General features: G+C 38.8%; 14 protein-coding genes and 1 tRNA gene. 8 read left to right on the forward strand and 7 right to left on the reverse strand.

The genetic code is table 11. The annotated features are described in order from the left end of the window. Nucleotides 1-48: 48 nt before the first annotated feature. The 6 genes from recA to HXT53_RS03970 form a co-directional block, all read right to left on the reverse strand. Entirely contained in the window at nucleotides 49-1,203 is a 1,155-nt protein-coding gene (recA, locus tag HXT53_RS03945; protein WP_004113623.1) for a recombinase RecA, read from the reverse strand. Between the two features lie 212 nt (nucleotides 1,204-1,415). Further along, complete coding sequence (locus tag HXT53_RS03950; protein ID WP_004113620.1) at nucleotides 1,416-1,649, reverse strand: DUF3046 domain-containing protein; 234 nt, start codon at nucleotides 1,647-1,649, stop codon at nucleotides 1,416-1,418. After that, the gene (locus tag HXT53_RS03955) at nucleotides 1,636-2,352 is read right to left on the reverse strand and encodes a CinA family protein (RefSeq protein ID WP_009994272.1); all 717 of its coding nucleotides are present in this window, start codon (nucleotides 2,350-2,352) and stop codon (nucleotides 1,636-1,638) included. The genes HXT53_RS03950 and HXT53_RS03955 overlap by 14 nt, the downstream gene beginning before the upstream one ends. A gap of 7 nt (nucleotides 2,353-2,359) precedes the next feature. Further along, nucleotides 2,360-2,974 carry a CDP-diacylglycerol--glycerol-3-phosphate 3-phosphatidyltransferase gene (gene pgsA, locus HXT53_RS03960; protein WP_004113615.1) on the reverse strand — a complete coding sequence of 205 codons (615 nt, stop codon included), beginning with the start codon at nucleotides 2,972-2,974 and terminating at the stop codon, nucleotides 2,360-2,362. A gap of 63 nt (nucleotides 2,975-3,037) precedes the next feature. Further along, nucleotides 3,038-5,791, reverse strand: a complete 2,754-nt coding sequence (locus tag HXT53_RS03965; protein WP_246979189.1) for a DNA translocase FtsK — start codon at nucleotides 5,789-5,791, stop codon at nucleotides 3,038-3,040. Nucleotides 5,792-5,988: 197 nt separating this feature from the next. Next, a tRNA-His gene (locus HXT53_RS03970) sits at nucleotides 5,989-6,064 on the reverse strand. A 133-nt stretch (nucleotides 6,065-6,197) separates the two neighbouring features. Here HXT53_RS03970 and purT point away from each other — a divergent pair. From purT to purD, 6 genes are all read left to right on the forward strand, one after another. After that, nucleotides 6,198-7,535: a formate-dependent phosphoribosylglycinamide formyltransferase gene (gene purT, locus HXT53_RS03975; RefSeq protein ID WP_421779978.1), complete on the forward strand. Its 1,338-nt coding sequence runs from the start codon at nucleotides 6,198-6,200 to the stop codon at nucleotides 7,533-7,535. Nucleotides 7,536-7,707: 172 nt separating this feature from the next. Next, nucleotides 7,708-8,490: a phosphoribosylaminoimidazolesuccinocarboxamide synthase gene (gene purC / locus HXT53_RS03980; protein WP_004138186.1), complete on the forward strand. Its 783-nt coding sequence runs from the start codon at nucleotides 7,708-7,710 to the stop codon at nucleotides 8,488-8,490. 137 nt (nucleotides 8,491-8,627) lie between these two features. Further along, nucleotides 8,628-12,389, forward strand: a complete 3,762-nt coding sequence (locus HXT53_RS03985; RefSeq protein ID WP_421779980.1) for a phosphoribosylformylglycinamidine synthase — start codon at nucleotides 8,628-8,630, stop codon at nucleotides 12,387-12,389. 66 nt (nucleotides 12,390-12,455) lie between these two features. Further along, nucleotides 12,456-13,943: an amidophosphoribosyltransferase gene (gene purF, locus HXT53_RS03990; protein WP_004113604.1), complete on the forward strand. Its 1,488-nt coding sequence runs from the start codon at nucleotides 12,456-12,458 to the stop codon at nucleotides 13,941-13,943. 80 nt (nucleotides 13,944-14,023) lie between these two features. After that, nucleotides 14,024-15,058, forward strand: coding sequence for a phosphoribosylformylglycinamidine cyclo-ligase (purM, locus tag HXT53_RS03995; RefSeq protein ID WP_004113603.1), 1,035 nt, complete (start codon nucleotides 14,024-14,026; stop codon nucleotides 15,056-15,058). A 57-nt stretch (nucleotides 15,059-15,115) separates the two neighbouring features. After that, nucleotides 15,116-16,390, forward strand: a complete 1,275-nt coding sequence (purD, locus tag HXT53_RS04000) for a phosphoribosylamine--glycine ligase (RefSeq protein WP_009994285.1) — start codon at nucleotides 15,116-15,118, stop codon at nucleotides 16,388-16,390. A gap of 25 nt (nucleotides 16,391-16,415) precedes the next feature. Here the strand turns inward: purD and HXT53_RS04005 are convergent, their stop codons facing one another. Then, nucleotides 16,416-18,449: an LTA synthase family protein gene (locus HXT53_RS04005; protein ID WP_009994286.1), complete on the reverse strand. Its 2,034-nt coding sequence runs from the start codon at nucleotides 18,447-18,449 to the stop codon at nucleotides 16,416-16,418. Between the two features lie 267 nt (nucleotides 18,450-18,716). Between HXT53_RS04005 and HXT53_RS04010 the strand changes: the two genes are divergently transcribed. Together HXT53_RS04010 and HXT53_RS04015 are read left to right on the forward strand one after the other, a co-directional pair. Beyond that, nucleotides 18,717-20,093 (forward strand): alpha/beta hydrolase-fold protein, encoded by a 1,377-nt coding sequence (locus HXT53_RS04010; RefSeq protein WP_013399614.1) that lies wholly within the window; start codon nucleotides 18,717-18,719, stop codon nucleotides 20,091-20,093. A gap of 3 nt (nucleotides 20,094-20,096) precedes the next feature. Further along, complete coding sequence (locus tag HXT53_RS04015; RefSeq protein WP_421779983.1) at nucleotides 20,097-22,805, forward strand: bifunctional lysylphosphatidylglycerol flippase/synthetase MprF; 2,709 nt, start codon at nucleotides 20,097-20,099, stop codon at nucleotides 22,803-22,805. Nucleotides 22,806-22,844 lie beyond the last annotated feature (39 nt).

The raw sequence follows: 22,844 nt of genomic DNA on the forward strand, positions 1-22,844 counted from the left end.
GAATCAGCTAAACTCAACTTTGTTTTAATAATTTTATTTAATATAGTTTTATTTGACATCACTGCCTTTTGAAGTGTTTGTTTTACTATCAGCACTTGAAGATGATACTGACTGAGAATTGTCATCTTCATCTTCTACCTCAACGAATTGATCTTCTGGCTTCATTAGCCCAAACGCTACTTTTACTTTATCGCTAATCTCTTCTGTAATAGCAGGATTATCTTTAAGGAATTGGCGAACGTTCTCCCTACCTTGCCCAAGTTGTTCACCTTCATAAGTGAACCAAGAACCAGATTTTTTAATAACATCGCACTGTACAGCCATATCGATTACAGAACCTTCAGTTGATATTCCTTCTCCGTAAAGAACATCAAACTCTGCTGTTTTAAAAGGCGGAGCCATTTTATTCTTTACAATCTTTACCTTAGTACGATTTCCAACAGCCTCTTCACCATTTTTGATAGTAGAAACTCGTCTAATATCCATTCGAACAGATGAATAGAATTTAAGAGCTTTACCACCAGTAGTTGTTTCTGGATTACCGAAGAATACACCAATTTTTTCACGAAGCTGATTAATAAATATTGCTGTCGTTCCAGCTTGAGACAATGCACCAGTCATTTTTCTTAAAGCTTGGCTCATTAAGCGCGCTTGTAAACCAACATGGCTATCTCCCATGTCTCCATCAATTTCCGCTTTTGGAACAAGAGCTGCTACAGAATCAACTACTATAACATCTAAAGCACCAGAACGAATTAGCATGTCGGCAATCTCTAATGCTTGTTCACCATTATCTGGCTGAGAAACAATAAGAGAATCTGTGTCAACACCCAATTTACGCGCATAAACTGGATCTAAAGCATGCTCAGCATCAATAAATGCAGCAATACCACCATTCTTTTGAGCATTAGCAACAATATGCAAAGCTAATGTTGTTTTACCAGAAGATTCAGGACCATAAACTTCCACAATACGCCCACGAGGAACGCCACCAATCCCTAGAGCCATATCTAGAGCTATTGAGCCAGTAGGGATAACCTCCACGTCTTGTAGTGGCTTATCACCCAATCGCATTGCGGAACCTTTACCATATTGTTTTTCAACATTGGCAAGAGCTGTTTCCAACGCTGCTTTTCTACGAGGATCTGCCTTGTCGGCATCAATAAGACGATCCACTGCACCTTTTTTTGCTTGTTGTGCCATATCTGCTACTCCTTTCGCATGCCGATGTATTGATTGACGTTAATGCAATACATAATGACTATGCAAGCGTTTTAGAGCAATGTGGTTAAAGGTTTTACTCAATAACACAATAGGCACTTATCACGCTGCAAGAAGCCCAACAATTGACATTATACACCATAAACGAACATTTGTTCGACAAGTGTGTTGACTTGAAATTCCAACGAAAATATCTATTTTGCAGGCATTGGTGGAGCATTATGATCTTTACCCCACCTCTTACTATCAGGAATATTCATGTGATCACATAAAACATTCCAGACAATTCTTGGCTCTACTCCAGCATCAATCGCCTCACGAGCACTCATACCATTAAGTTTTTGCAGCTCCTGATCTTTTGCGATACTCCTGCCAAACTCCCTGCCAAATACCTCTTCAAGAAGCTCCCAGAATTCACGCTCGCGCATCAAAAATCCAATCTTCAAAAATTATGGAATGCAGAATTTTTATTAACGCATAAACGACACCGTTTCGAACTTCTTCACGATTACCAGAAATATCTAATTGAACAGAAATCAACAATCCTAAATCACAAGAATAAAAATCACATTTCTCCAAGGAGAAATTACTAATTTTCCCACACTTACAATCAAAAACGCAATTTTTTATTCTATTAAACTTGCAAAAAATCGCATCAGAGTCAAGCGAATAGCAAGATTTATCTGTAACAGTTGGAACAAAAACACCAATATACGCCAACCCAGCTGGCTTACCAGCATCAGAGCCAGGTCCAGCAACACCAGTAGTTGACAATCCAATAATAGGAAAATCAGGATTGTCAACATCTTTTTGTTGCTCAAAACGCTTATAACACCAACCAGATCCACTGTATAATCTTGCTGCACCAAACGCCATTTGCTTTGCTACTCGCGCATCTACAGCACCACACGATTTTAATAAATCGCAATCCACACCAAGTATCTTAGATTTTTCACGAATATCGTAAGTAACAGCAGATCCAAGAAAAACTCTAGAAGCGCCAGGAATCTTTACAAACGAATCTGAAAGAAGACCCCCAGTCAGAGACTCAGCACATGCGATATGCAAAGAATGTGCATCGCAAAAATCAAGAATCTCACTAGCTAAAACACTAACAGAGTCACTACACATATCTATATCAATGCTTCAAAGCGTCGTTCACATAAAGAATACCAGAGTAAGTAGCAAAACCTATTGCAATTCCAATCAAACCGTAAGCAATGGAGTAATAGCAAATCACCCAAAGTGGAATATCATTTGCGCAGAAAATAGGAACAATAGGAACGAGAAGCATTGCAATACCAATTGACTGAGAAAGTGTCTTAAACTTTCCAGCAGAAGATGCTGCAATCACTTTACCGCCCTTATTTATAACATAGAATCGTAAAATAGTTATGCCAATTTCACGAATAACAAACAAAGCAGTAATCCACCAATATAGTTCTCCAAAAGCTGACGCAATAATAAGCGCGGAAAGCATAAGAAGCTTATCTGCTATAGGATCTAGTAATTTACCAAGCTCAGTTACCTGATTGTATTTTCTAGCCATCCAACCATCTAATTTATCTGTAGAAGCTGCAATTACAAACAAAACAAACACTGACCAACGTATCGCAGTAGAAGTATAACCCCAAGGACCTGCAACCAAATATAAGATTATAAATAGAATGGAAAGAATAATCCTTATGTATGTCACTACATTAGGAGCATAATCCCAACCTTCAAGTAATTTAGACTTACTGTTTTTCAACATCTATAAATACCTCCATAAAGCTACACAAATATGGTATAGCAAACGCAAAACTTAATTCAACTTTTACAAAGAATCACTTTCACCGCGAATAAATGCTAAAACTTTAGGCAAATCTTGAGGTTGCACAAGAACCTCACGTGCCTTAGATCCTTCGGATGGACCAACAACGCCACGCGACTCAAGCAAATCCATTAGCCTACCAGCTTTAGAAAAGCCAACACGCAATTTTCTTTGAAGCATCGAAGTGGATCCAAACTGAGCGCCTACTACAAGCTCTGCAGCCTGAAGCAGCTCATCCATATCGTCGCCAATATCGCTAGTTTTAAGCTTGCTTTGAGCTTGAGCATCCGCTTTTTGAGCCATTTGTTCAATATCTTCACGATACTTTGGCTTGCGCTGAGTGCGAACATACTCCACAGCCCTGCGGATTTCAGATTCACTCACCCACGAGCCCTGCACACGCTGAGGCTTAGCAGCACCCATTGGAAGGAACAAAGCGTCACCTTGACCAATCAAAGTTTCTGCACCAACTGTATCGAGAATAACCCTGGAATCAGTTGCAGATGAAGTAGCAAAAGCCAATCGAGAAGGAATATTTGCTTTAATCAAGCCTGTTACAACGTCAACAGATGGGCGCTGAGTAGCAAGAACCAAATGCACTCCTGCAGCTCGAGCAAGCTGAGTAATACGCTGAATAGAACTTTCCACATCGTTCTTAGCAACCATCATCAAATCAGCCATCTCGTCTACAACCACAAGCAAATACGGGTATGGAGCAACTTTTCGATTAGAACCAGCCGGAGCATGAACTTTTCCTTCACGCACAGCCTTGTTGAAATCTTTAACATGGCGGAAGCCGAAGAATTGCAAGTCGTCGTAGCGCGCATCCATCTCTTTAACAACCCACTCGAGAGCCTGCGCAGCCTTCTTAGGATCCGTAATAATCGGTGTGAGCAAATGCGGAATGCCAGCGTATGCAGAAAGCTCTACTCTCTTAGGATCTACCAAAATCATACGAACCTGTTCAGGTGTTGCTCGCATGATAATAGAAGTGAGCATCGAGTTAATAAAACTCGACTTACCAGATCCTGTAGCACCTGCAACAAGCAAATGCGGCATTTTATCGAGAGCTGCCGTTACGAAATGACCCTCAACATCCTTACCAACACCTGTAAGCATAGGGTTTGGATCTTGGCGCGCTTTATCAGACCTAAGAACATCTCCCAGATTTACAATCTCTCTATCTACATTCGGGATCTCAATACCAATTGCAGACTTGCCCGGAATTGGAGAGAGAATACGCACATCAGTACTTGCTACAGCATACGCAATATTCTTTTGAAGATTCGTTACCTTCTCTACTTTTACTCCAGATCCTAACTCAACTTCATATTGAGTTACAGAAGGACCTCTTAAGAAGCCAATAACCTTCGCATCTACCTCAAATTGTTCAAAGGTAGAAGTTAAAGCTCGAATCACACGATCATTCGCTGGTGTTCTTGTTGCATGAGGCTTTCCATGAACAAGTATGTTCAAATCTGGTAGAATATAAGGTTCATCTTCATAAACATTAGAATCACTATGATTTGAATCGTATATATCTTTACCAGCAGCGCTATCACTATTATTTTCTTGCGATGACCTATATTTATCTAATTGCTGAGCAGGCATATTTCCCCAAGGATCAGAAGAATATTGCTCGCTGGTGCTTATAGGAGCCTTAGGGAATTCATCAATATATAATTCTGGAGATGTTTTCCAAGAATTAGAATTCGCAGAAGAACCACTTGAAGATACAGACCTAGGAGACTCACGATTATGTGATTTATCAACCGTATTTTCATAACCTTGCGATTGATTATTAAGATCACCATCATGACTATTCGTGCGATCAGCATTATTTGATTCGAAATTACCACCGCCATCTTTTGAAGATGCACAGAGAAAAGCATCATCTCCAGCATACTCATCTAAAAGCTCATTATTACTATCTTTTTTCTTAGTTCCAAATAGTGAATTCCATAATTTAGAAATTAACGAATTATGCAAAGATCTGCGAGACTTTTCAGATTTGTCAGAATCATCATGAGTTGGCACTCCATCAGCAAATTCAAGTGTTTTATCATCATCCTTAGAATCATTATCGTATGAATCTTCCTCAGAATTATCGTCTTTACTATCTTTACTATCTTTAGAAAAAGCAGAAAATATAAACTGCGTTATGTCTGTAACATGCAATTTTAAAATCATCAAAAACGAAAAAATTGCGATAATAACAAAAATCACTAGAGCAAAAGTCCTAGATAATCCCCAAGCTAAAGGAGAACCAAGAGAAAAACCTAATAATCCACCAGATTTTTGCAAATCTTCTATGTGAAAATGTTGATTTTTACTAGCAAATAAAATATCTAAAATAGAACATATAGACCACAAAATAAGAACAAAACCACCTATAACACGTGGGTTACCTGATTTTGATCCACTATTTCTCATTAGTCTAATTGCTACAGCAAATAACCAAACTGGTAAAACAATGCTCATAACTCCAAAAACTGCAGATGCTGCGAAGTGAAAAGCAACGCCTATAAAACCACTAACTCTAAACCATTCCGATGCGCAGAAAAGAATAGCAATAATAATCATTACAAAGCACAATCCATCTCTGCGATATGCTTCGTCGTATTCTCCCACACCAAAAAGCGAACGTACTACTTTACCAACAAGTCGCGGAACAAAAAGCAGCGCGGATTCCCAAAAAGGTTCATCATAAGATACATTTGATGACGACTTTGATGACTTACCGCCCCTACCTGCCATATATAAGCTCCTTAAACATAAATTTATGAAACATAACAAATTATGCAATCCACATTATTCTACCCCAACGTGTACTAATATACGGGCATAAACGTGTACTGATAAATTAAAAAATCTAATTGCAAAAAGAATGATACTCAAAGTAAAAAAAAATAATCTAGCATAAAAAAAAATTCGGCTGAAACCAGCCGAAAAAATGGGGTGGCTAACGCGGCTTGAACGCGCGACCTTCTGAACCACAATCAGATGCTCTACCAACTGAGCTATAGCCACCATTATGGCGCGAAACCCTTCGGGAATCGCACAACAGAGGAATACTATACACGATTTTTTAAATTTATGCTAGTCAATCTTCATTCGGCGCGTCGCACGACAATTCGACATTGCGTAATGTAAGAATATAGTTATGAGTTTTTCGCAAAAATCAGATTCAAATAATGAATTAAATGAAAGCGTTACAAACGAGCGAATTTTTGGTATTTTTGATTCAAAGTTACATACAACAAAAGTTCTTCTTCTTGGCTCTGGAGAACTTGGCAAAGAGATTGCTATAGAACTTATCAGGCTTGGCATAAGAGTATGCGCGGCAGATAGCTATGCGAACGCTCCAGCAATGCAAGTAGCTCAAGAAAATCGCGTTATAGATATGAGCGACTCTCAAGAGTTGCAAGACTTAATAAACGATATAAACCCAGACATAATAATTCCTGAAATTGAAGCAATATCAACTCAAATACTAAAAAATGTTGTAAAGAGTAAGAAAATTCAAGTTGTTCCAAGCTCTGATATTACTGCAATTGCTATGGACCGCGAAGCTTTGCGAAAAATTTCACACGAAAAACTAGGATTGCCAACAACACCATATCGATTTGCTTCTAACTATGAAGAATTAGAAAAAGGAGCAAAAATCGTAGGATATCCATGCGTCGTAAAACCAATTATGAGCTCATCTGGTCACGGTCAATCAATAGTAAAAAATCTTGAAAATCTACAAAATGCTTGGGTAGAAGCACAAAATGGAAGAAGATCTAAGCATAAGAGTCAGAACACACAAAACGCTGATATATCTCGCGTAATTGTTGAAGCTTTAGCACCATTAGACTACGAGCTAACAGTACTAACTGTAAGCTCTAGCGCTGGAATAACAACATGCGAACCCATTGCACAATTTCAAAAAAATGGCGATTACAGGCAATCATGGCAACCAGCAAATATACCAGAAAACGTTCGAATCAACGCTAAAAATATTGCTAAACGAGCCGTTGAAGGTCTATCTCAAATAGCAAGAGAAAACGGAGAAACTGGTTGGGGCGTTTATGGAGTTGAACTCTTTGTTCTTAAAAACGGTGATTTACTTTTCAACGAACTATCCCCTCGTCCGCACGATACTGGTATGGTTACAATGATTTCACAGTATTACAGCGAGTTTGCTCTGCATGTTTTAGCGATTTTGGGTGTTCCTATTACTCAAAAGCACACTGCTCTTTGTTTAAAAAATAATGAAGTCGCTTTAAGCCATGCACTTGTTGTAGAAGGTAATGGAAAAATTGGATTTGCGAATGTAGCAAAATCATTAAACACTGAAGATTGCGCAAGATGTGATATACGCATCTTTGGAAAGCCAGAAGTTCACGGCTCAAGACGCTTAGGTGTTATTTTGACAGTATCAAACAGCGTGCGTGATGCAAAATCTTGCGCGACACGCATTGCTAGCGAATTACACACTGTAGAACTACCGTCTTAAAACATCGAAAAATCAAGGTTTTTACTGGTTTAAGACATTAAAAGAATAAAAAATAATCTAAAAAAATTGTAGGTAACAATTGTTAGTCTGAACGTGCTGACAAGGTTGGATAAACCTTCAAACAATGTTGGTTTTCGCCTACAGCCATAGATGCAACAAGAGAGGCACGTCAATGGAAAAACTTGACAAGTTGTATGAGGGCAAAGCAAAGAAATTGTATGCCACTGATAACAATAATGTGTTGTGGGTGGAATACATGAATCAGGCAACAGCTGGCAACGGTCTTAAAAAAGCTCAAATTGCTGGCAAAGGCAGCTTAAACAATCAAATAACTTCTTTACTATTCCATCTTCTTGAGGCGCGTGGCGTGAAAAGCCACTTCCTAGGACGCATTTCTAGCACTGAGCAACTTGTAAAACGCATGAAAATGTTCCCATTAGAAATAATAATGCGAAATACTGCTGCTGGTTCTTTTGCAAAACGTTATGCTGTAAAAGAAGGCACTCCTTTAAAGAAACCATTATTGGAATTCTGCGTTAAATCCGACGAACTTGGCGATCCATTTATTAATCCTGAAGGCGTTGTAGCTCTTGGATTAGCAACCGATGAAGAGCTGGCAGAAATTACTCGCCAAGCTCATGCTGTTAATAATGCATTGCTTGATGTTTTCTCTAAGATTGACGTACAGCTTGTTGACTTCAAGATTGAAGAAGGCGTTGACTCTAAGGGAAACATTCTGCTTGCTGACGAAATAACGCCAGATACTTGCAGACTTTGGGATAAGCGCAATACAAATAATTCTGAAGTAAGCCACTTAGATAAAGATTTATTCAGACGAGATTTAGGAGATATAATTCCAGCCTACGAGGAGATATTCTCAAGGCTTAAATCTCTTGCTCAAAGCGAAGGCGTAAACTTCGACGAAATAAATCCAAATAATTATGTTGAAGAATGATTTTTAATGTGGCTCGCATCTTTCGAGGTGCGAGCCACGCGCGTTCTTAAAGCAAAACTAAACAAAATTGAAAAAGAAAACTGAAAAAACAAAACAACCAAAATAGCCAAAACGTACAATTACAAGGCAGGTTTACCGTGGTATTTCGCGTTTATGTTGAAAAGCAATCTGGTTTCGATGTTAAGGCACAGCATCTTAATCACGAGCTTAAAGAAATTCTAGGAATAGATTCTTTAAAATCAACGCGCATAATAAACAGGTATGATGTTGAAGGAATATCAGAAGATCTATTCAACACTGCTATCAAAACAGTTTTTAGCGAACCACCAGTCGATAACACCTATGATTATCTGCCCATAAGCACAAGCGAACATGTTTTTGCTATGGAATTTCTTCCAGGACAATTTGATCAGCGAGCAGAATCTGCAAGTGAATGCATACAGCTTATAAGCCAAGGAGAGCGACCAAGGGTAAGAACCGCGCAAATCTTGGCTTTTAAAGGTGATTTGTCTAAAAAAGATTTGGACGCAATTAAACACTACATAATTAATCCAGTTGAAGCGCGCGAAGCATCTTTAGATAAAGTCAATACTTTGCAAACAGAAACAGTTATTCCAGCAAATGTGGAAGTTATCAACGGATTCAACGATTTAGACGAACAAGGTTTAAAAAAGTTCATAGAAGATCGCGCGCTTGCAATGGACTTGGAAGACGCAAAATTCTGCCAGAACTATTTTAAAAACGAAAATCGCAATCCAACTATTACAGAAATCAAAGTAATAGACACATATTGGTCTGATCATTGCCGTCATACAACTTTTGGCACGCATCTTACAAACATAAAAATAGACGATGAGCAGGTACAAGCCGCATTTAATCGTTATCTTGAAATGCGAGAAGAACTTAATCGCACAAATAAGCCGATTTGCCTTATGGATATGGCAACTATTGGTGCAAAGTATTTGAAGCATAATGGGATTCTTAAGAATCTAGACGAATCCGAAGAAATCAACGCTTGTACAGTAAAAATCAAAGTTGACGTAAACGGGCACGATGAAGATTGGCTGTTTTTGTTTAAAAACGAAACACATAATCATCCTACAGAAATCGAGCCTTTTGGTGGTGCTGCAACATGCATTGGCGGATGCATTCGCGACCCTCTTTCGGGAAGATCTTACGTATATCAGGCAATGCGAGTAACTGGTGCTGCAGATCCTAGAACGCCAATAGCCCAAACTCTTGAAGGAAAATTGCCTCAAAGAAAAATCGTAACGTCGACAGCTGCAGGCTACTCTTCTTACGGAAATCAAATTGGACTTGCAACAGGCGAAGTACACGAGATTTACCACCCAGGATACGTTGCAAAACGAATGGAAGTGGGTGCGGTTGTAGCCGCTACCCCAGCAGACCATGTTCGAAGAGAAACACCTGAGCCAGGAGACGTGATTATTCTTCTAGGTGGACGAACTGGAAGAGACGGAATTGGTGGAGCAACTGGTGCTTCTAAAGCGCAAGACACTGATAGCATTGAGGAATGCGGAGCAGAAGTTCAAAAAGGAAATGCTCCTATTGAACGCAAGTTACAACGACTTTTCCGCCGCAAAGATGCATGCAGACTTATTAAGCGTTGCAACGACTTTGGCGCTGGCGGCGTAAGCGTTGCAACGGGTGAAATTGCAGATGGCTTGATTATTGATTTAGATAAAGTCTCTAAAAAATATGAAGGTCTTGATGGCACAGAGCTTGCGATTTCTGAATCTCAAGAGCGAATGGCTGTTGATGTTGCAGCAAGCGATGCCGACGAATTTTTGTCATACGCACGTCAGGAAAATTTGGAAGCACAAATTGTAGCCATAGTCACAGAAGAAGCACGAATGAAAATGACTTGGCGAGGAAAAACAATTGTGGATCTAAGCCGTGAATTCCTAGCTTCTAATGGAGCTCCAAAAGAGCAAAATATTCACGTTGAAAGTGGCGAAAACTATACTTCGAAATGGCAAGATATAAGTGGCGAATACGCTAATAAATCTTTTGGCGAGCGCATGAAAAATCTTGTTTCCAACATAAATATTTGCTCAAACAAAGGTCTTAGTGAAATGTTCGACTCCACTATTGGAGCTGCAACAGTTCTTATGCCTTTTGGAGGCAGACGTCAGCTTACTCCTGCACAAGCAATGGTTGCAAAATTGCCAGTTTTTGGAGAAACGAACACCGCTTCTGCAATGTCATGGGGCTTTAACCCATATATTATGGAAAAGAATCAATTTACTGGAGCTTATTTAGCTGTTGTTGAATCTTTGGCAAAGCTCACAGCCAGCGGTTTTACTATAGAAAATGCTTATTTAAGTTTGCAAGAATATTTTGGAAAGCCTCATAATGTTCCAGAACGTTGGGGAAAACCAATGGCAGCTATTCTTGGAGCTTTAAGCGCACAAATTGACTTTGGTGTAGGCGCTATTGGCGGCAAAGATTCTATGAGCGGAAGCTTTGAAAATCTTGATGTTCCACCAACACTTATTTCTTTTGCTGTTTCTACAGGAGACGCGAGAAACGTTGTTTCGCCAGAATTCAAAAAAGCCAATAGTAGAATTTTAAGAATATTGCCTAAATATAAGGAAGATGGAATCACGCCTAAATCTCAAAGCTTCTTAGAGGCGATTAGGATTGTGGAAAATCTTACCTCAAATAAGCATGCGCTTTCCGTTAGCACTCCTGGATTTGGTGCTAGTGCGGAAATCTTATTTAAGATGACTTTGGGAAATCATATTGGGTTAAAGCTTAATAATGCGATTAGCAAGAATGATTTGTTTAAGCCAGAATATGGGTCGTTCTATGTGGAGCTTAAAGATGATTCTGAACTTACGTATGCAGATTCAGATCTTGTAAGCGTAGATGTAGTAGGCGAAACTTGTAATGAGTTCGAGTTTTGCGTAGAAAACGAGAAACTTAATTTAGCTAGTTTGCAAGAAGATTGGGAAAATACTTTAGAAGATATATTCCCGTATCGAGAGAAGGGAGACTCAGTTCCTGCTATAAACTCTAGTGAACTGAAGTATTCTCATAACCACATGCGTTCTCATAGAAAAACTCCGATTAGTCACCCACGCGTAATCATTCCAGTTTTCCCTGGAAACAATTGCGAATACGACACTCAAGCAGCGTTTGAAAAAGCTGGAGCAGAATGCAAAACGCTTATAATCAATAATTTAAGCGCTGATGATATTGCTCAATCTGCAAAAGATCTTGTTGATGAGATTAATAAAAGCCAAATTGTTATGATTCCAGGCGGATTCTCTGGAGGTGATGAACCAGACGGTTCAGCCAAGTTCATAGCATCTTTCTTTAGGAATCCTGCTGTTAGTGACGCTGTTCGCGATTTGCTCAATAATCGCGATGGCTTAATGCTTGGTATTTGCAATGGTTTCCAAGCTCTTATTAAACTAGGTCTTGTCCCGTTTGGAGATATTGTTCCAATGGATTCAGAATGCCCGACTTTAACGTTTAACACTATTGGAAGGCATCAAAGCAAGATTGTTAGAACTCGCGTTGCTTCTAATCTTTCTCCATGGCTTTCAAATTGCAAAGTTGGCGATGTTCATAGTGTTGCAATATCTCATGGAGAAGGTCGATTCGTAGCATTGCCAGAAGTTATGGATACTCTTATACAAAACGGCCAAATCGCAACACAATACGTTGACAGCAATGGCGTTCCAAGCATGAATCTTAAAGTGAATCCGAACGGTTCACTTATGGCTGTAGAAGGAATCACTAGCCCAGATGGCAGAGTGTTTGGAAAAATGGGACATTGCGAACGCAGCGGAAACGGTTTGTACGTGAATATTCCAGATTTTAGAACACAAAACATTTTTAGCGCTGGAGTCGAATATTTCACTGCATAATGTGATTTTTGTAGCAAGTTTATAGGAAAATCTTGATTAAGAATCTAAAACAACAGGGGGTGTTTGATGTCTGCAGAGCTCGAAGACATTCATGAAGAGTGTGGCGTTTTTGGCGTTTGGGGTCATTCAGATGCTGCTAGATTAACATATTTTGGATTACATGCACTGCAACACCGAGGTCAAGAAGGCGCTGGAATCGTATCAAACGATAATGGTCATCTTAAAGGTTACAGAAACCTAGGTCTTTTAACTCAGGTTTTTGCAAACGAAGACATTATGAAGAAACTTACTGGAAACAGCGCAATTGGGCACGTTCGTTATGCTACTGCTGGTTCGGGAAGTGTTGAAAACATTCAGCCTTTTCTTTTTTGTTTCCATGATGGAGATGTTGCTTTAGGACATAATGGCAATCTTACTAATTGCACAACTCTTAGGAATAAACTTGAAGATGAGGGAGCAATCTTCCACTCGAATTCGGATACTGAAGTGTTAATGCATCTTATTAGAAGATCAAATAAAACTTCTTTTATGGATAAGCTTAAAGATGCTTTGCAAATAGTTCATGGTGGTTTTGCCTATTTGCTTCTAACTGAAAAGGAGCTTATTGGCGTAACAGACCCGAATGGTTTTAGACCTCTTTCTTTAGGAAGAATGAGCAATGGAGCTTATGTACTCGCATCCGAAACTTGCGCATTAGATATTGTTAGAGCAGAGTTTATTCGCGATATTGAGCCTGGCGAAATAATTGTTATTAATGACGATGGCTACACTATTGAGCAATATACAAAGCACGTACAACATGCAGTATGCTCAATGGAATTTATTTATTTCGCTCGCCCAGATTCTAATATTTACGGTATTAATGTTCATTCTGTGCGAAAGCGTATGGGTGCGCGTTTGGCTAAAGAATCTCCTGTTGACGCAGACATGGTTATTGGAGTACCTAATTCTTCACTTTCTGCTGCTGCAGGATACGCTGAAACAAGCGGAATTCCAAATGAAATGGGATTGATTAAAAACCAGTATGTTGCACGCACTTTTATTCAACCAACACAAGAATTACGCGAGCAAGGCGTTCGTATGAAACTTTCTGCTGTTCGTGGCGTAGTTGCAGGAAAACGCGTTATCGTTATTGACGATTCAATTGTTCGCGGAACTACCTCTAAGCGCATTGTGCAATTGCTACGAGAAGCTGGAGCTAAAGAGGTACATATGCGTATTTCTTCTCCTCCTCTTAAATATCCTTGCTTCTACGGTATTGATATTCAAACCACAAAGGAACTTATTGCAGCAAAACATTCAGTCGAAGAAATACGCGAGTATATTGATGCTGATTCCTTAGCATTTTTGTCTTTAGATGGATTAGTAGAGTCGATTGGATTAAAAAAGCCAGCGCCTTATGGCGGTTTGTGTGTTGCTTACTTTAATGGCGACTACCCTACTGCACTAGACGATTACGGCGAAGAATTCTTGGCTTCACTTACTCCTGAAGAACGCGAACATTTGCAAGAAGTGAGAAAGCACAGCAAATATTCACACGAAAATCTTATATAACTTAATATTTTAATTGTTTACCGCAATTTATAAATAAAATTTAAGAAAATACTTATAACATAGTTATGAAAGGAATCAATATGCCACACGCATATGAAGAGGCTGGCGTAAGCGTAGAAGCAGGATACGAAGTAGTACGTCGTATTAAATCGCATGTGAATCGCACGAAACGCCCAGGCGTTGTAGGTGGCATCGGCGGATTTGGCGGCTTATTTGATTTGGCATCTCTTGGTTACAAAGAGCCAGTGCTGATTTCTGGTACGGATGGCGTTGGAACCAAGCTTGTGATTGCAAAAATGATGAATAAGCATAACACTATTGGCATTGATTGCGTTGCAATGTGCGTAAACGATATTGCAGCTCAAGGTGCCGAGCCTCTTTTCTTCCTCGATTACATTGCGTGTGGGAAAAACAATCCTGAAATACTTGAGCAGGTAGTTTCAGGCGTTGCAGATGGTTGCGTGCAATCAGAAGCAGGTTTAATTGGCGGCGAAACTGCTGAAATGCCTGGAATGTATGACGAAGACGAGTACGATCTTGCAGGTTTTGCAGTAGGCGTTGCAGAACGTTCGAATATTGTTGACGGCTCTGCTATTTGCGAAGGCGACGTGCTTATAGGACTTCCTTCTTCAGGAGTTCATTCAAATGGATTCTCTCTTGTTCGCAAAGCTTTGTTTGAAGAAGCAGGTTTTAGCGTTGACACCAAGTTAGATGAGCTTGGCGGCAAAACGCTTGGCGAAGTTCTTCTTGAACCTACTCGAATCTACGTAAAAGCTTTGAAGCCACTTTTTGCTGAGCATCTTATTAAGGGAGTTGCTCATATTACAGGCGGCGGATTTATTGAAAATGTTCCTCGCATGTATGCGGATGATTTGGCTGCAAAAATTGATACCACTAGCTGGAGCGTTCCACCTATTTTTGGCGTTATTGAAAAAGCTGGAGAAGTTACTCACGCTGAAATGTTCAACGTTTTTAATATGGGAATTGGCATGGTTTTGTCAGTTGATGAAAGCAAAGCAAACGAGGCAATGCGTATACTAAACGAGCATGACGAAACCGCTTATATTATTGGCAAAATGGCTAAGCGCGAAAACGCTGCAGTTGAGTTGTTGTAAACCGCAAAAAACGCAAAACAGTAGACAGCAAAATCTTAAAGCAATAAAGGATTAAAAATGAAAGTTTTAGTAGTTGGTTCTGGCGCTCGCGAACACGCTATTGCACACGCGTTACTTAAAGGAGAAAGCGTTGAAGAAGTAACTGTTGCTCCTGGAAATCCTGGTATTGCAGCAGATGGAATTCAAACTGTAAACATAAGTCAATCAGATCATGACGCTCTTATTAAGTTCGTTAAAGACAATAACTACGATTTTGCGTTCATTGGTCCTGAAGTTCCGCTTATGAATGGCATTGTTGACGATTTTGAAGCGCATGGAATTGCCGCTTTTGGTCCAAACAAAGCCGCAGCTCAAATTGAAGGCTCTAAAGATTTCGCAAAAAAGCTTATGGCTCGTCACAACGTTCCAACTGCCTCCTACAAAACATTTGACGCTTTGGAGCCTGCACGCGCATACGTTCTTGAGCATGGTGCTCCAATTGTTATTAAAGCGGACGGTTTGGCTGCTGGAAAAGGCGTTACTGTTGCTATGGATGAGCAAACAGCAGTTGATGCTTTGGAAGATATTTTCGTCGATCATCGTTTTGGTCAAGCTGGAGCAAAAGTTGTTATTGAAGAATTTTTGCAAGGTCAAGAGTTTTCACTTATGAGTTTCGTAAGCGGAACTGATTTTTGGGTTATGCCAATTTCTCAAGACCACAAACGCGCTAACGACGGCGACACTGGTCCAAATACTGGCGGCATGGGAGCTTATAGTCCTGTTCCACAAATTAGCGACGAAACAGTTCAGCGTGCTATTGACGAGATTGTGCGCCCAACTGTTGAAGGACTAGCTAAAGAGGGCACGCCTTTTACCGGTGTACTTTATGCTGGATTAATTGATACAGCTTCAGGGCCTAAAGTTATTGAGTTTAATGCTCGTTTTGGAGACCCAGAAACCGAAGTTGTTCTTCCAAGACTTACTAGCGACTTTGGTGAAGCTATTTTTAACATTTTGCATGGCAAAGAACCAACATTTACTTGGATTAAAAATGGCGTAACTCTTGGAGTTGTATTAGCAAGCGAAGGCTACCCTGGCACTTTAGTTACTGGAACTCCTATTCCTCAAATTCCTGTTGACGAAAATCAAGGTCAGCACGTGTATTATGCAGGAGTAAAAAGCGATGAAGAAAGCGGCAAACTTCTTACTTCTTCAGGTAGAGTAGCTCTTGTGCAAGTACATGGAGACGACGTAAAAGACGCTCAAAACAACGTCTACAGCATATTAGATAAGCTTAATCTTCCTCACATGTTCTTTAGGCATGACATTGCGTCAAAAGCACTAGACTTGTAGAGGATTAGCCGACTATCTGATTATCTTAAAAACCAAGAAAGTTTGTATTTTTAAGATAATGTTTCCCAGCTGTAATGTCGTACTGAATCAAGCGGTAATCATGCAATAATTGCTTAGTTTCTTTATTCATATTATTAGCAATCATTGGCTTACCATGATTATCCAGATAGATGGATTGTCCTTCTGGAATCCTATCCCAACCTTGAATCTTATTGACTACAGGAGGCTCCATAGCACTAACCTTATCGTGTAATCTAGTAAGGAAAGCTATATAGGGCGAAACCTTTGAATTAGTATGAGATGCTACTTGAGATATGAAGAAGTTTGGAGACGAATAAGTATTTTTATGAATATTTTTAATCTTATTTGTCTCAATAGCTTTTCTATTTGACCAAATAAAGTAGTCAGTTAAATGCAGATCTAGAGAATTATTTTGATCTGCACTAGCCGTACTGTATACGCCAGGAAGATGATCGCCGTAAAACACAACAGTAACAGGCTTGTCAATTGAATCAAGATTCTCTAAGAACTTTTGCGTAGCATGATCCGTGTAATTAACACCCTTAGCATATGTTTCAATTGATGATGTTTCCGATTGTCCTAAATTAGGTGAACCATCTTTTGCTTTTGCAACAAAATCATTATTCTTATACCAATTTCTATAAGGCATATGATTTTGCATTGTGACTACTTGCACAAACTGCGGCTTTTTACTAGCAGAAATTGACTCAAATGCGCTATCGTAAGCTGAAGAATCTGAAACATAAGGAGATTTATCCAACATTTTTTTATGAGAAATAATATTAGGACCTTCAAGAGCATAAAACTTACTAAAACCGAACTTCTTGTAGTTTATTGATCTAGAATACATGCTTGGCTCATATGGATGAAAAGCTACAGAATTTCCTTCACTACCCCAATATCTGTTGATTGTAGGAGTCCAAGAAGAATTTGGAACAAGCTGCTGATACGGGCTTGTAAGAGATGAATTGAAGTTCACCATGCTCAATCCCGTAAGAGACATATATTCGAGATTCGCTGTTCCCCCACCATAACCAGAAGAAAGCATTAAACCACTATCTGTTTTCTCTTTCAAAGAGCTTATAAATGGCATTGGATTCTTATTCAGTTGCAATCCTGGAACCCTCATTGGGTTTGAGAAAGATTCCGAAAGTACATAAACCACAGTATTGTCTGAAATTTTGCTTTTGCGAGAAACATTGATTTTCTTAGCTTCAGTATCATATTTTTTTAGAAGAGCTTTCATAGTGGATTCATTGTAATCCGCTGGTTTATCCATAACTTTTGGATTCACTTGTCTTAAGAAAGCAACTAAAGCACCGTTTCTTTGCGAATCATAAACAGAATCCCACATCGCAGGAGCATCGCCCATAAACTTAGCAAAACCGTTAGCACTAGAACCAACTGTTCCAACCCCAGAAACATACCATCCAAGACCCAAAAAACACACTAAGCATGTAACAACTCTAATTACAATAGAAATGCGAAAATCCTTAGTAAACACGATTTTTCCGCGATTTACATCTACAAAATGCATAAAAATAGCAGCAATAACAGCTACAAGTACAGCAATTATGGAGCAGACAATCACGGCTATAGCATTATCCGGCAGAAAAGATGCGATATTCCCCGTATTACTCTTTAAAAAGTTCAAGTCCGCTGGAAGAATTGTCTCGTATCTAACATTAACCTTCATATACTCGATTACAGAAATTATTACAGATAATGTAATCAGAATAAGTGTAGTAATCCAAAAACGATTTATTACCATCAACAGAATTCCGTAAATTAGAGCAACTATAAGCAGATTCAAAACGAATACAAAATTTAAGCTAATCCACATTTTTGAAATTATGTTCCATGCGCTTGCCGAAAGCGAGGAAGTCATTTCCACTCGTCCAGACCTTTGAACAGAAAGCTGCACAATCATAACCATTATTGCATCAAATACAACGAACAGAACCGCATACAGCCATCGCGGAATCGCAAGCTTAAAACGTTTAAAAATAGTAAGAAAATTGCTTAATGGCAATTTCACACCCTTCTAATTACATGACTAATACATAACTCATTTACGCATCTATGTTACAAATACATTTTAATTATCGCCATCGTCATAAATAAACATAACTTGTAGTAAACAATTGTGTATATTCATACTTTTGACGTATTGTAATAAACTCTGTATCTTTTATCATTATAATTGATGACATAATATAGAAAATTTTAAGGATTACGAATTATATTATCAACGGCTATATTTTTTGACAGCTCTAATCTAGTGAGGTTTTAAGGAACAGTAAAAATGAAGTTTATTGCCACAATTAACCTAATGCACGGCATACTACCTATAAGTATATTCGCAATATCTGGATTATGCTTAGCTGTCCTTTTAATAACAAAATCTAAAAAAATAAAGTATTTTCCATCTCTTTTAACACAATTAGGTTCTGCATCATTATTCGCAATTATATTTGGATTTATAACTTGGCTTATTTCAGACGTTTTTCTTGTATTCGGAGTAAGCCTAGGATGGCTCGTGATTTTTTCTATTGCAGGAGGATTTGCAGCCGTAGGATTTGCTTTAAGCGCTGCGATAATATCTAAAGGATATAGAAGAGCTTTCGCAATATTTTCAATTATTCTGTTTATTTTAGCCACAATGATTCGCGTAAATATGATTTATGGCGAATACACAACTATTGGATCAGTATTTGGATTAGGTAATTATCCAAAGCTTGAAGAGCATAATAAACATAATGGGGTTATGGAAATCGCTGATTGGAATTCACTCGCAGCACAAAACAAGCTCCCAAAAATACCATCCAAAGGAATAAGTAGATCCGTTAAAATTCCCGCAACAACATCTAACTTCCGTGCCCGCACCGCAAACGTCTACTTACCACCAGCAGCTTTAACAAAATACGCTCCAAAACTGCCTGTAATGGTTCTTCTTTCTGGTCAACCAGGAAGCCCTAATAGGCTATTTGCTGCGAGCGAAATTGTAAACACCTTAGACGCTTATGCTAAGGATCATAATGGTTTAGCTCCGATTGTTGTGTCACCAGATCAAAACGGTACTGCAACACACAATTCTCTTTGCGCGGATACAAAGGTTTATGGAAAAGCACAAACTTATTTGACAAAAGATGTTGTTAATTGGATTCATAAAAATCTACCAGCCAGCAACAATCCAGCACTTTGGCTAATGGGAGGATTTTCTCAAGGAGGAACTTGCGCAACTCAGATTGTGCCAGCTTATCCTAAACTATTTGGAAACATGTATTCTGCAGGCGGAGAACTAGAGCCAACATACAAGAATCGCGATGAAACAATAAAACGTTATTTTGATGGAGATCGCAAAAAATACGAAAAGCATATTCCAGCAAACATAATGAGAAAAAATGCTCCTTTAAAACAAAATTATTACTCTATAGCTGGAGCTTGGGATCCTAAATCGCAAGTAAATCAGTCTAATATTGCTATAGCGGCTCATAAGTCTGGAATAAGCGTTATAACCATGATTTCTAAAGGATCTGGACACGATTGGCATACCGTTCAAAATGGGTTAAAAGTTGTAATCGACCATCTTTGTAAAGATTCTGGAATAACAAGCAATTATCCAGATTTAAACTCTTATAATAATATTCAAGTGGTTATCAATCAGAAGGTGAGGCGATAAATCATGCCAAACTTTTTATCAAAAAATCACGAGTCTACAGCAAAACATCATTTAAGCGTTCTTACCAACGATGTGCGCATGTGGCTATCGCAGCGCGTGCTAGCAGCGAAAATAACTCTAGTTTTCTTGGTTATTAACCTTATTCACTGGGTTTTCAGTACCGTAATGCACATCTATACTTATGGCACCAATGCAACTCTTTCACAATTCTTCTCGTATCATAAACCGAAAATAAGCTCTACTTTTTTGTTTGGGCATAGAAATATTACACAGCTTCTGATTAAACTATTCCACTCGCTATTTTTTGTAAATAGTTTCTCATCTCTAATAGTAAATGCAATACTTTCACTTGTTTTAATAGGATTAGCCGAAACACGTATCGGTAAAATGCGTTTGCTTTTTGTTTCCGTAACAAGCACTCTTATTGGAACAATACTCGGGCTTACTTTAATCGGTAATCTTTCAATGATTATTAGAAACATGCGTTGGATTACTAGAATACCAATTAGACTTTCTCCTTTTACACTTTTTGTTGGAGCTTTTATGGCTGCAGCAACATGCGAATCAATATTGTGGCGTAGACGAATGTTTGTTTTGGGATATGCAATCACGTCTGCAATGCTTCTTTATAGTGGAAATCCTGGGGATTATTGCACAATTTTTGCAGCAATTTGTGGCCATATTATTGGCAATCTGATGAACAAAAATAGCAATGCTAATACAAATACTGTGAAAAGCGCGAACTGGTGGGAAGGAACAGACTACGAGATTAGACGTCTATTTGCCATAACTCAACTTGTTATGGCTTTAGGACCAGTTCTTGCACTATCTTCTAGATCTCATGCTGGAATACTAACTACATTAGGTTTATTCATGTCTCCGCAAATGGGTACGAAACCGTGGCTAGCAAGATGTATATCAAACTATAGTTCAAGCAGTTGCCTGCTTCATTCAGGATTACAACACGCAACAATAGGAGGTCTTTGGATTCGTATTCTTTTGCCTATTGCCACTTTAATGATTATATCTTGGGGACTTTTACGCGGAAGAAGACTTGCAGCTTATGCTGCTATAACAATCAACGGAATTACAGCAGTATATGCAACAATGTATTTTGCTATTTTGCCTTTGATTGCAACTAAACAAACTATGATTTTCCACAAGAATAATGCTACTTCTATAGCCTTTATGCTTACAGCTTTGCCTCCTTTATTAATCGCAATCCTACTGTTTATAAGCATAAAGCATTTTCCAAATCATAGTGATAAGCTTGAGCGCAGAGTTGGATTAGCTGCAATTGTTTTTGCACTATTTTCTACTGGAATAGGATATGTTTGCTTCGGGTTGATTGCACCAAATGAATTTAAGCCTGTAGCAGACTTGCATCATTTACTACGTGACCTTCCAGGGCGTTGGATGCCTATGGGCTTTGGATTAAGGTCCAATGCCATGCTTACACCTATAACTCCTTTGTCTTCAGCAATAACTCAAGGTGTTGGAGTTCTATTCTGGCTTGTTCTTTTTGCTGTTTGCATGGTGTGGTTTAGAAACAAAATAACAATTAATGAAGAAGACCGCAAAAAAGCAAGCGAGTTAGTTCAACTTGGTGGAGACACCATGAGTTTTATGACAACATGGCATGATAACCACTATTGGTTCTCCGCCACTGAACATTCTGCAATAGCATACAGACTAAAATATGGAGTTGCTTTAACTCTAACTGGTCCTTTTGGAGATAAAACAGAATATAAACAAGATTTGAAAGCGTTTATTCAACTTTGCGAACAAAATTCATGGTCTCCAGCATTCTACGCTGTTCACGATGAAGAACGAAAAGCCTTAGAATCTATTGGTTTTTCTTCTATAAAAGTTGGAAGCGATATGCTAGTCTACCCTAAAGAGTGGCAAACTAGGGGTAAAAAGTGGCAGGATATTCGCACTGCCATAAACAAGGCAAAACGTGATGGAATAACAGATGTTCTTAGCACTTACAACGATGCTCCTTGGGAAGTTCAGCAACAAATTATTGAGATTTCGGAAGAATGGGCGGAACTTAAAGCCCTTCCAGAAATGAAGTTTACTCTTGGCGGTTTGGAAGAATTGCATGATCCTAGAGTAAAGATTTTGTATGCGATTGACGAGAACAATCGCGTTCTTGGGGTTACAAGTTGGATGCCGACTTATGACAATAATCGCGTAATCGGGTGGACTCTTGATTTTATGAGACATCGCACGGATAGCCCTAATGGAATTATGGAGTTGCTTATTGCTAGAATGGCGGAACGGTTAAGAGACGAAGGTCTTGAAAATCCAGAATCTGCTGTGGAGTTTATGAGTCTTTCTGCAGCTCCTCTTGCTGGAATAACAGATATTTGTGAAAATTCTACATTAAGCAATGAGGATTCTAGTAAAGATATCCAGGCAAGCCAAAAGCCTACAATTCATGGAGATTCTCAATCTTCAAATCATCATGAATCAAATGATATTATTGTTCATACGCTTGAAATGATGTCCGATATTTTGGAGCCAGCATACGGATTTAAGTCGCTTTATTTCTTTAAAAAGAAGTTCCAGCCTACTAATAGACCTGTATACATATGCTATTTGGATTCTGCAAAACTAGCACAAATATCGTTAGCTGTTACAAGCTCTTATTTGCCAGAGACTAATCCTAAGCAGATTTTAGAAATGCTAAAAACTCTTAAAAAATAGTTCATGTAATGAAAAATCAGCCTAAATTCTAAATCTAGG

The sequence above is a fragment of the Gardnerella sp. KA00390 genome, from assembly GCF_049244075.1.
Lineage (GTDB): Bacteria > Actinomycetota > Actinomycetes > Actinomycetales > Bifidobacteriaceae > Bifidobacterium > Bifidobacterium vaginale.

Excerpts from the sequence above, each read along its gene's own strand:
- recA (WP_004113623.1), bottom strand. The coding sequence starts at position 1,203 with ATGGCACAACAAGCAAAAAAAGGTGCAGTGGATCGTCTTATTGATGCC.
- HXT53_RS03950 (WP_004113620.1), bottom strand. The coding sequence starts at position 1,649 with ATGCGCGAGCGTGAATTCTGGGAGCTTCTTGAAGAGGTATTTGGCAGG.
- HXT53_RS03955 (WP_009994272.1), bottom strand. The coding sequence starts at position 2,352 with ATGTGTAGTGACTCTGTTAGTGTTTTAGCTAGTGAGATTCTTGATTTT.
- pgsA (WP_004113615.1), bottom strand. The coding sequence starts at position 2,974 with ATGTTGAAAAACAGTAAGTCTAAATTACTTGAAGGTTGGGATTATGCT.
- HXT53_RS03965 (WP_246979189.1), bottom strand. The coding sequence starts at position 5,791 with ATGGCAGGTAGGGGCGGTAAGTCATCAAAGTCGTCATCAAATGTATCT.
- purT (WP_421779978.1), top strand. The coding sequence starts at position 6,198 with ATGAGTTTTTCGCAAAAATCAGATTCAAATAATGAATTAAATGAAAGC.
- purC (WP_004138186.1), top strand. The coding sequence starts at position 7,708 with ATGGAAAAACTTGACAAGTTGTATGAGGGCAAAGCAAAGAAATTGTAT.
- purF (WP_004113604.1), top strand. The coding sequence starts at position 12,456 with ATGTCTGCAGAGCTCGAAGACATTCATGAAGAGTGTGGCGTTTTTGGC.
- purM (WP_004113603.1), top strand. The coding sequence starts at position 14,024 with ATGCCACACGCATATGAAGAGGCTGGCGTAAGCGTAGAAGCAGGATAC.
- purD (WP_009994285.1), top strand. The coding sequence starts at position 15,116 with ATGAAAGTTTTAGTAGTTGGTTCTGGCGCTCGCGAACACGCTATTGCA.
- HXT53_RS04010 (WP_013399614.1), top strand. The coding sequence starts at position 18,717 with ATGAAGTTTATTGCCACAATTAACCTAATGCACGGCATACTACCTATA.
- HXT53_RS04015 (WP_421779983.1), top strand. The coding sequence starts at position 20,097 with ATGCCAAACTTTTTATCAAAAAATCACGAGTCTACAGCAAAACATCAT.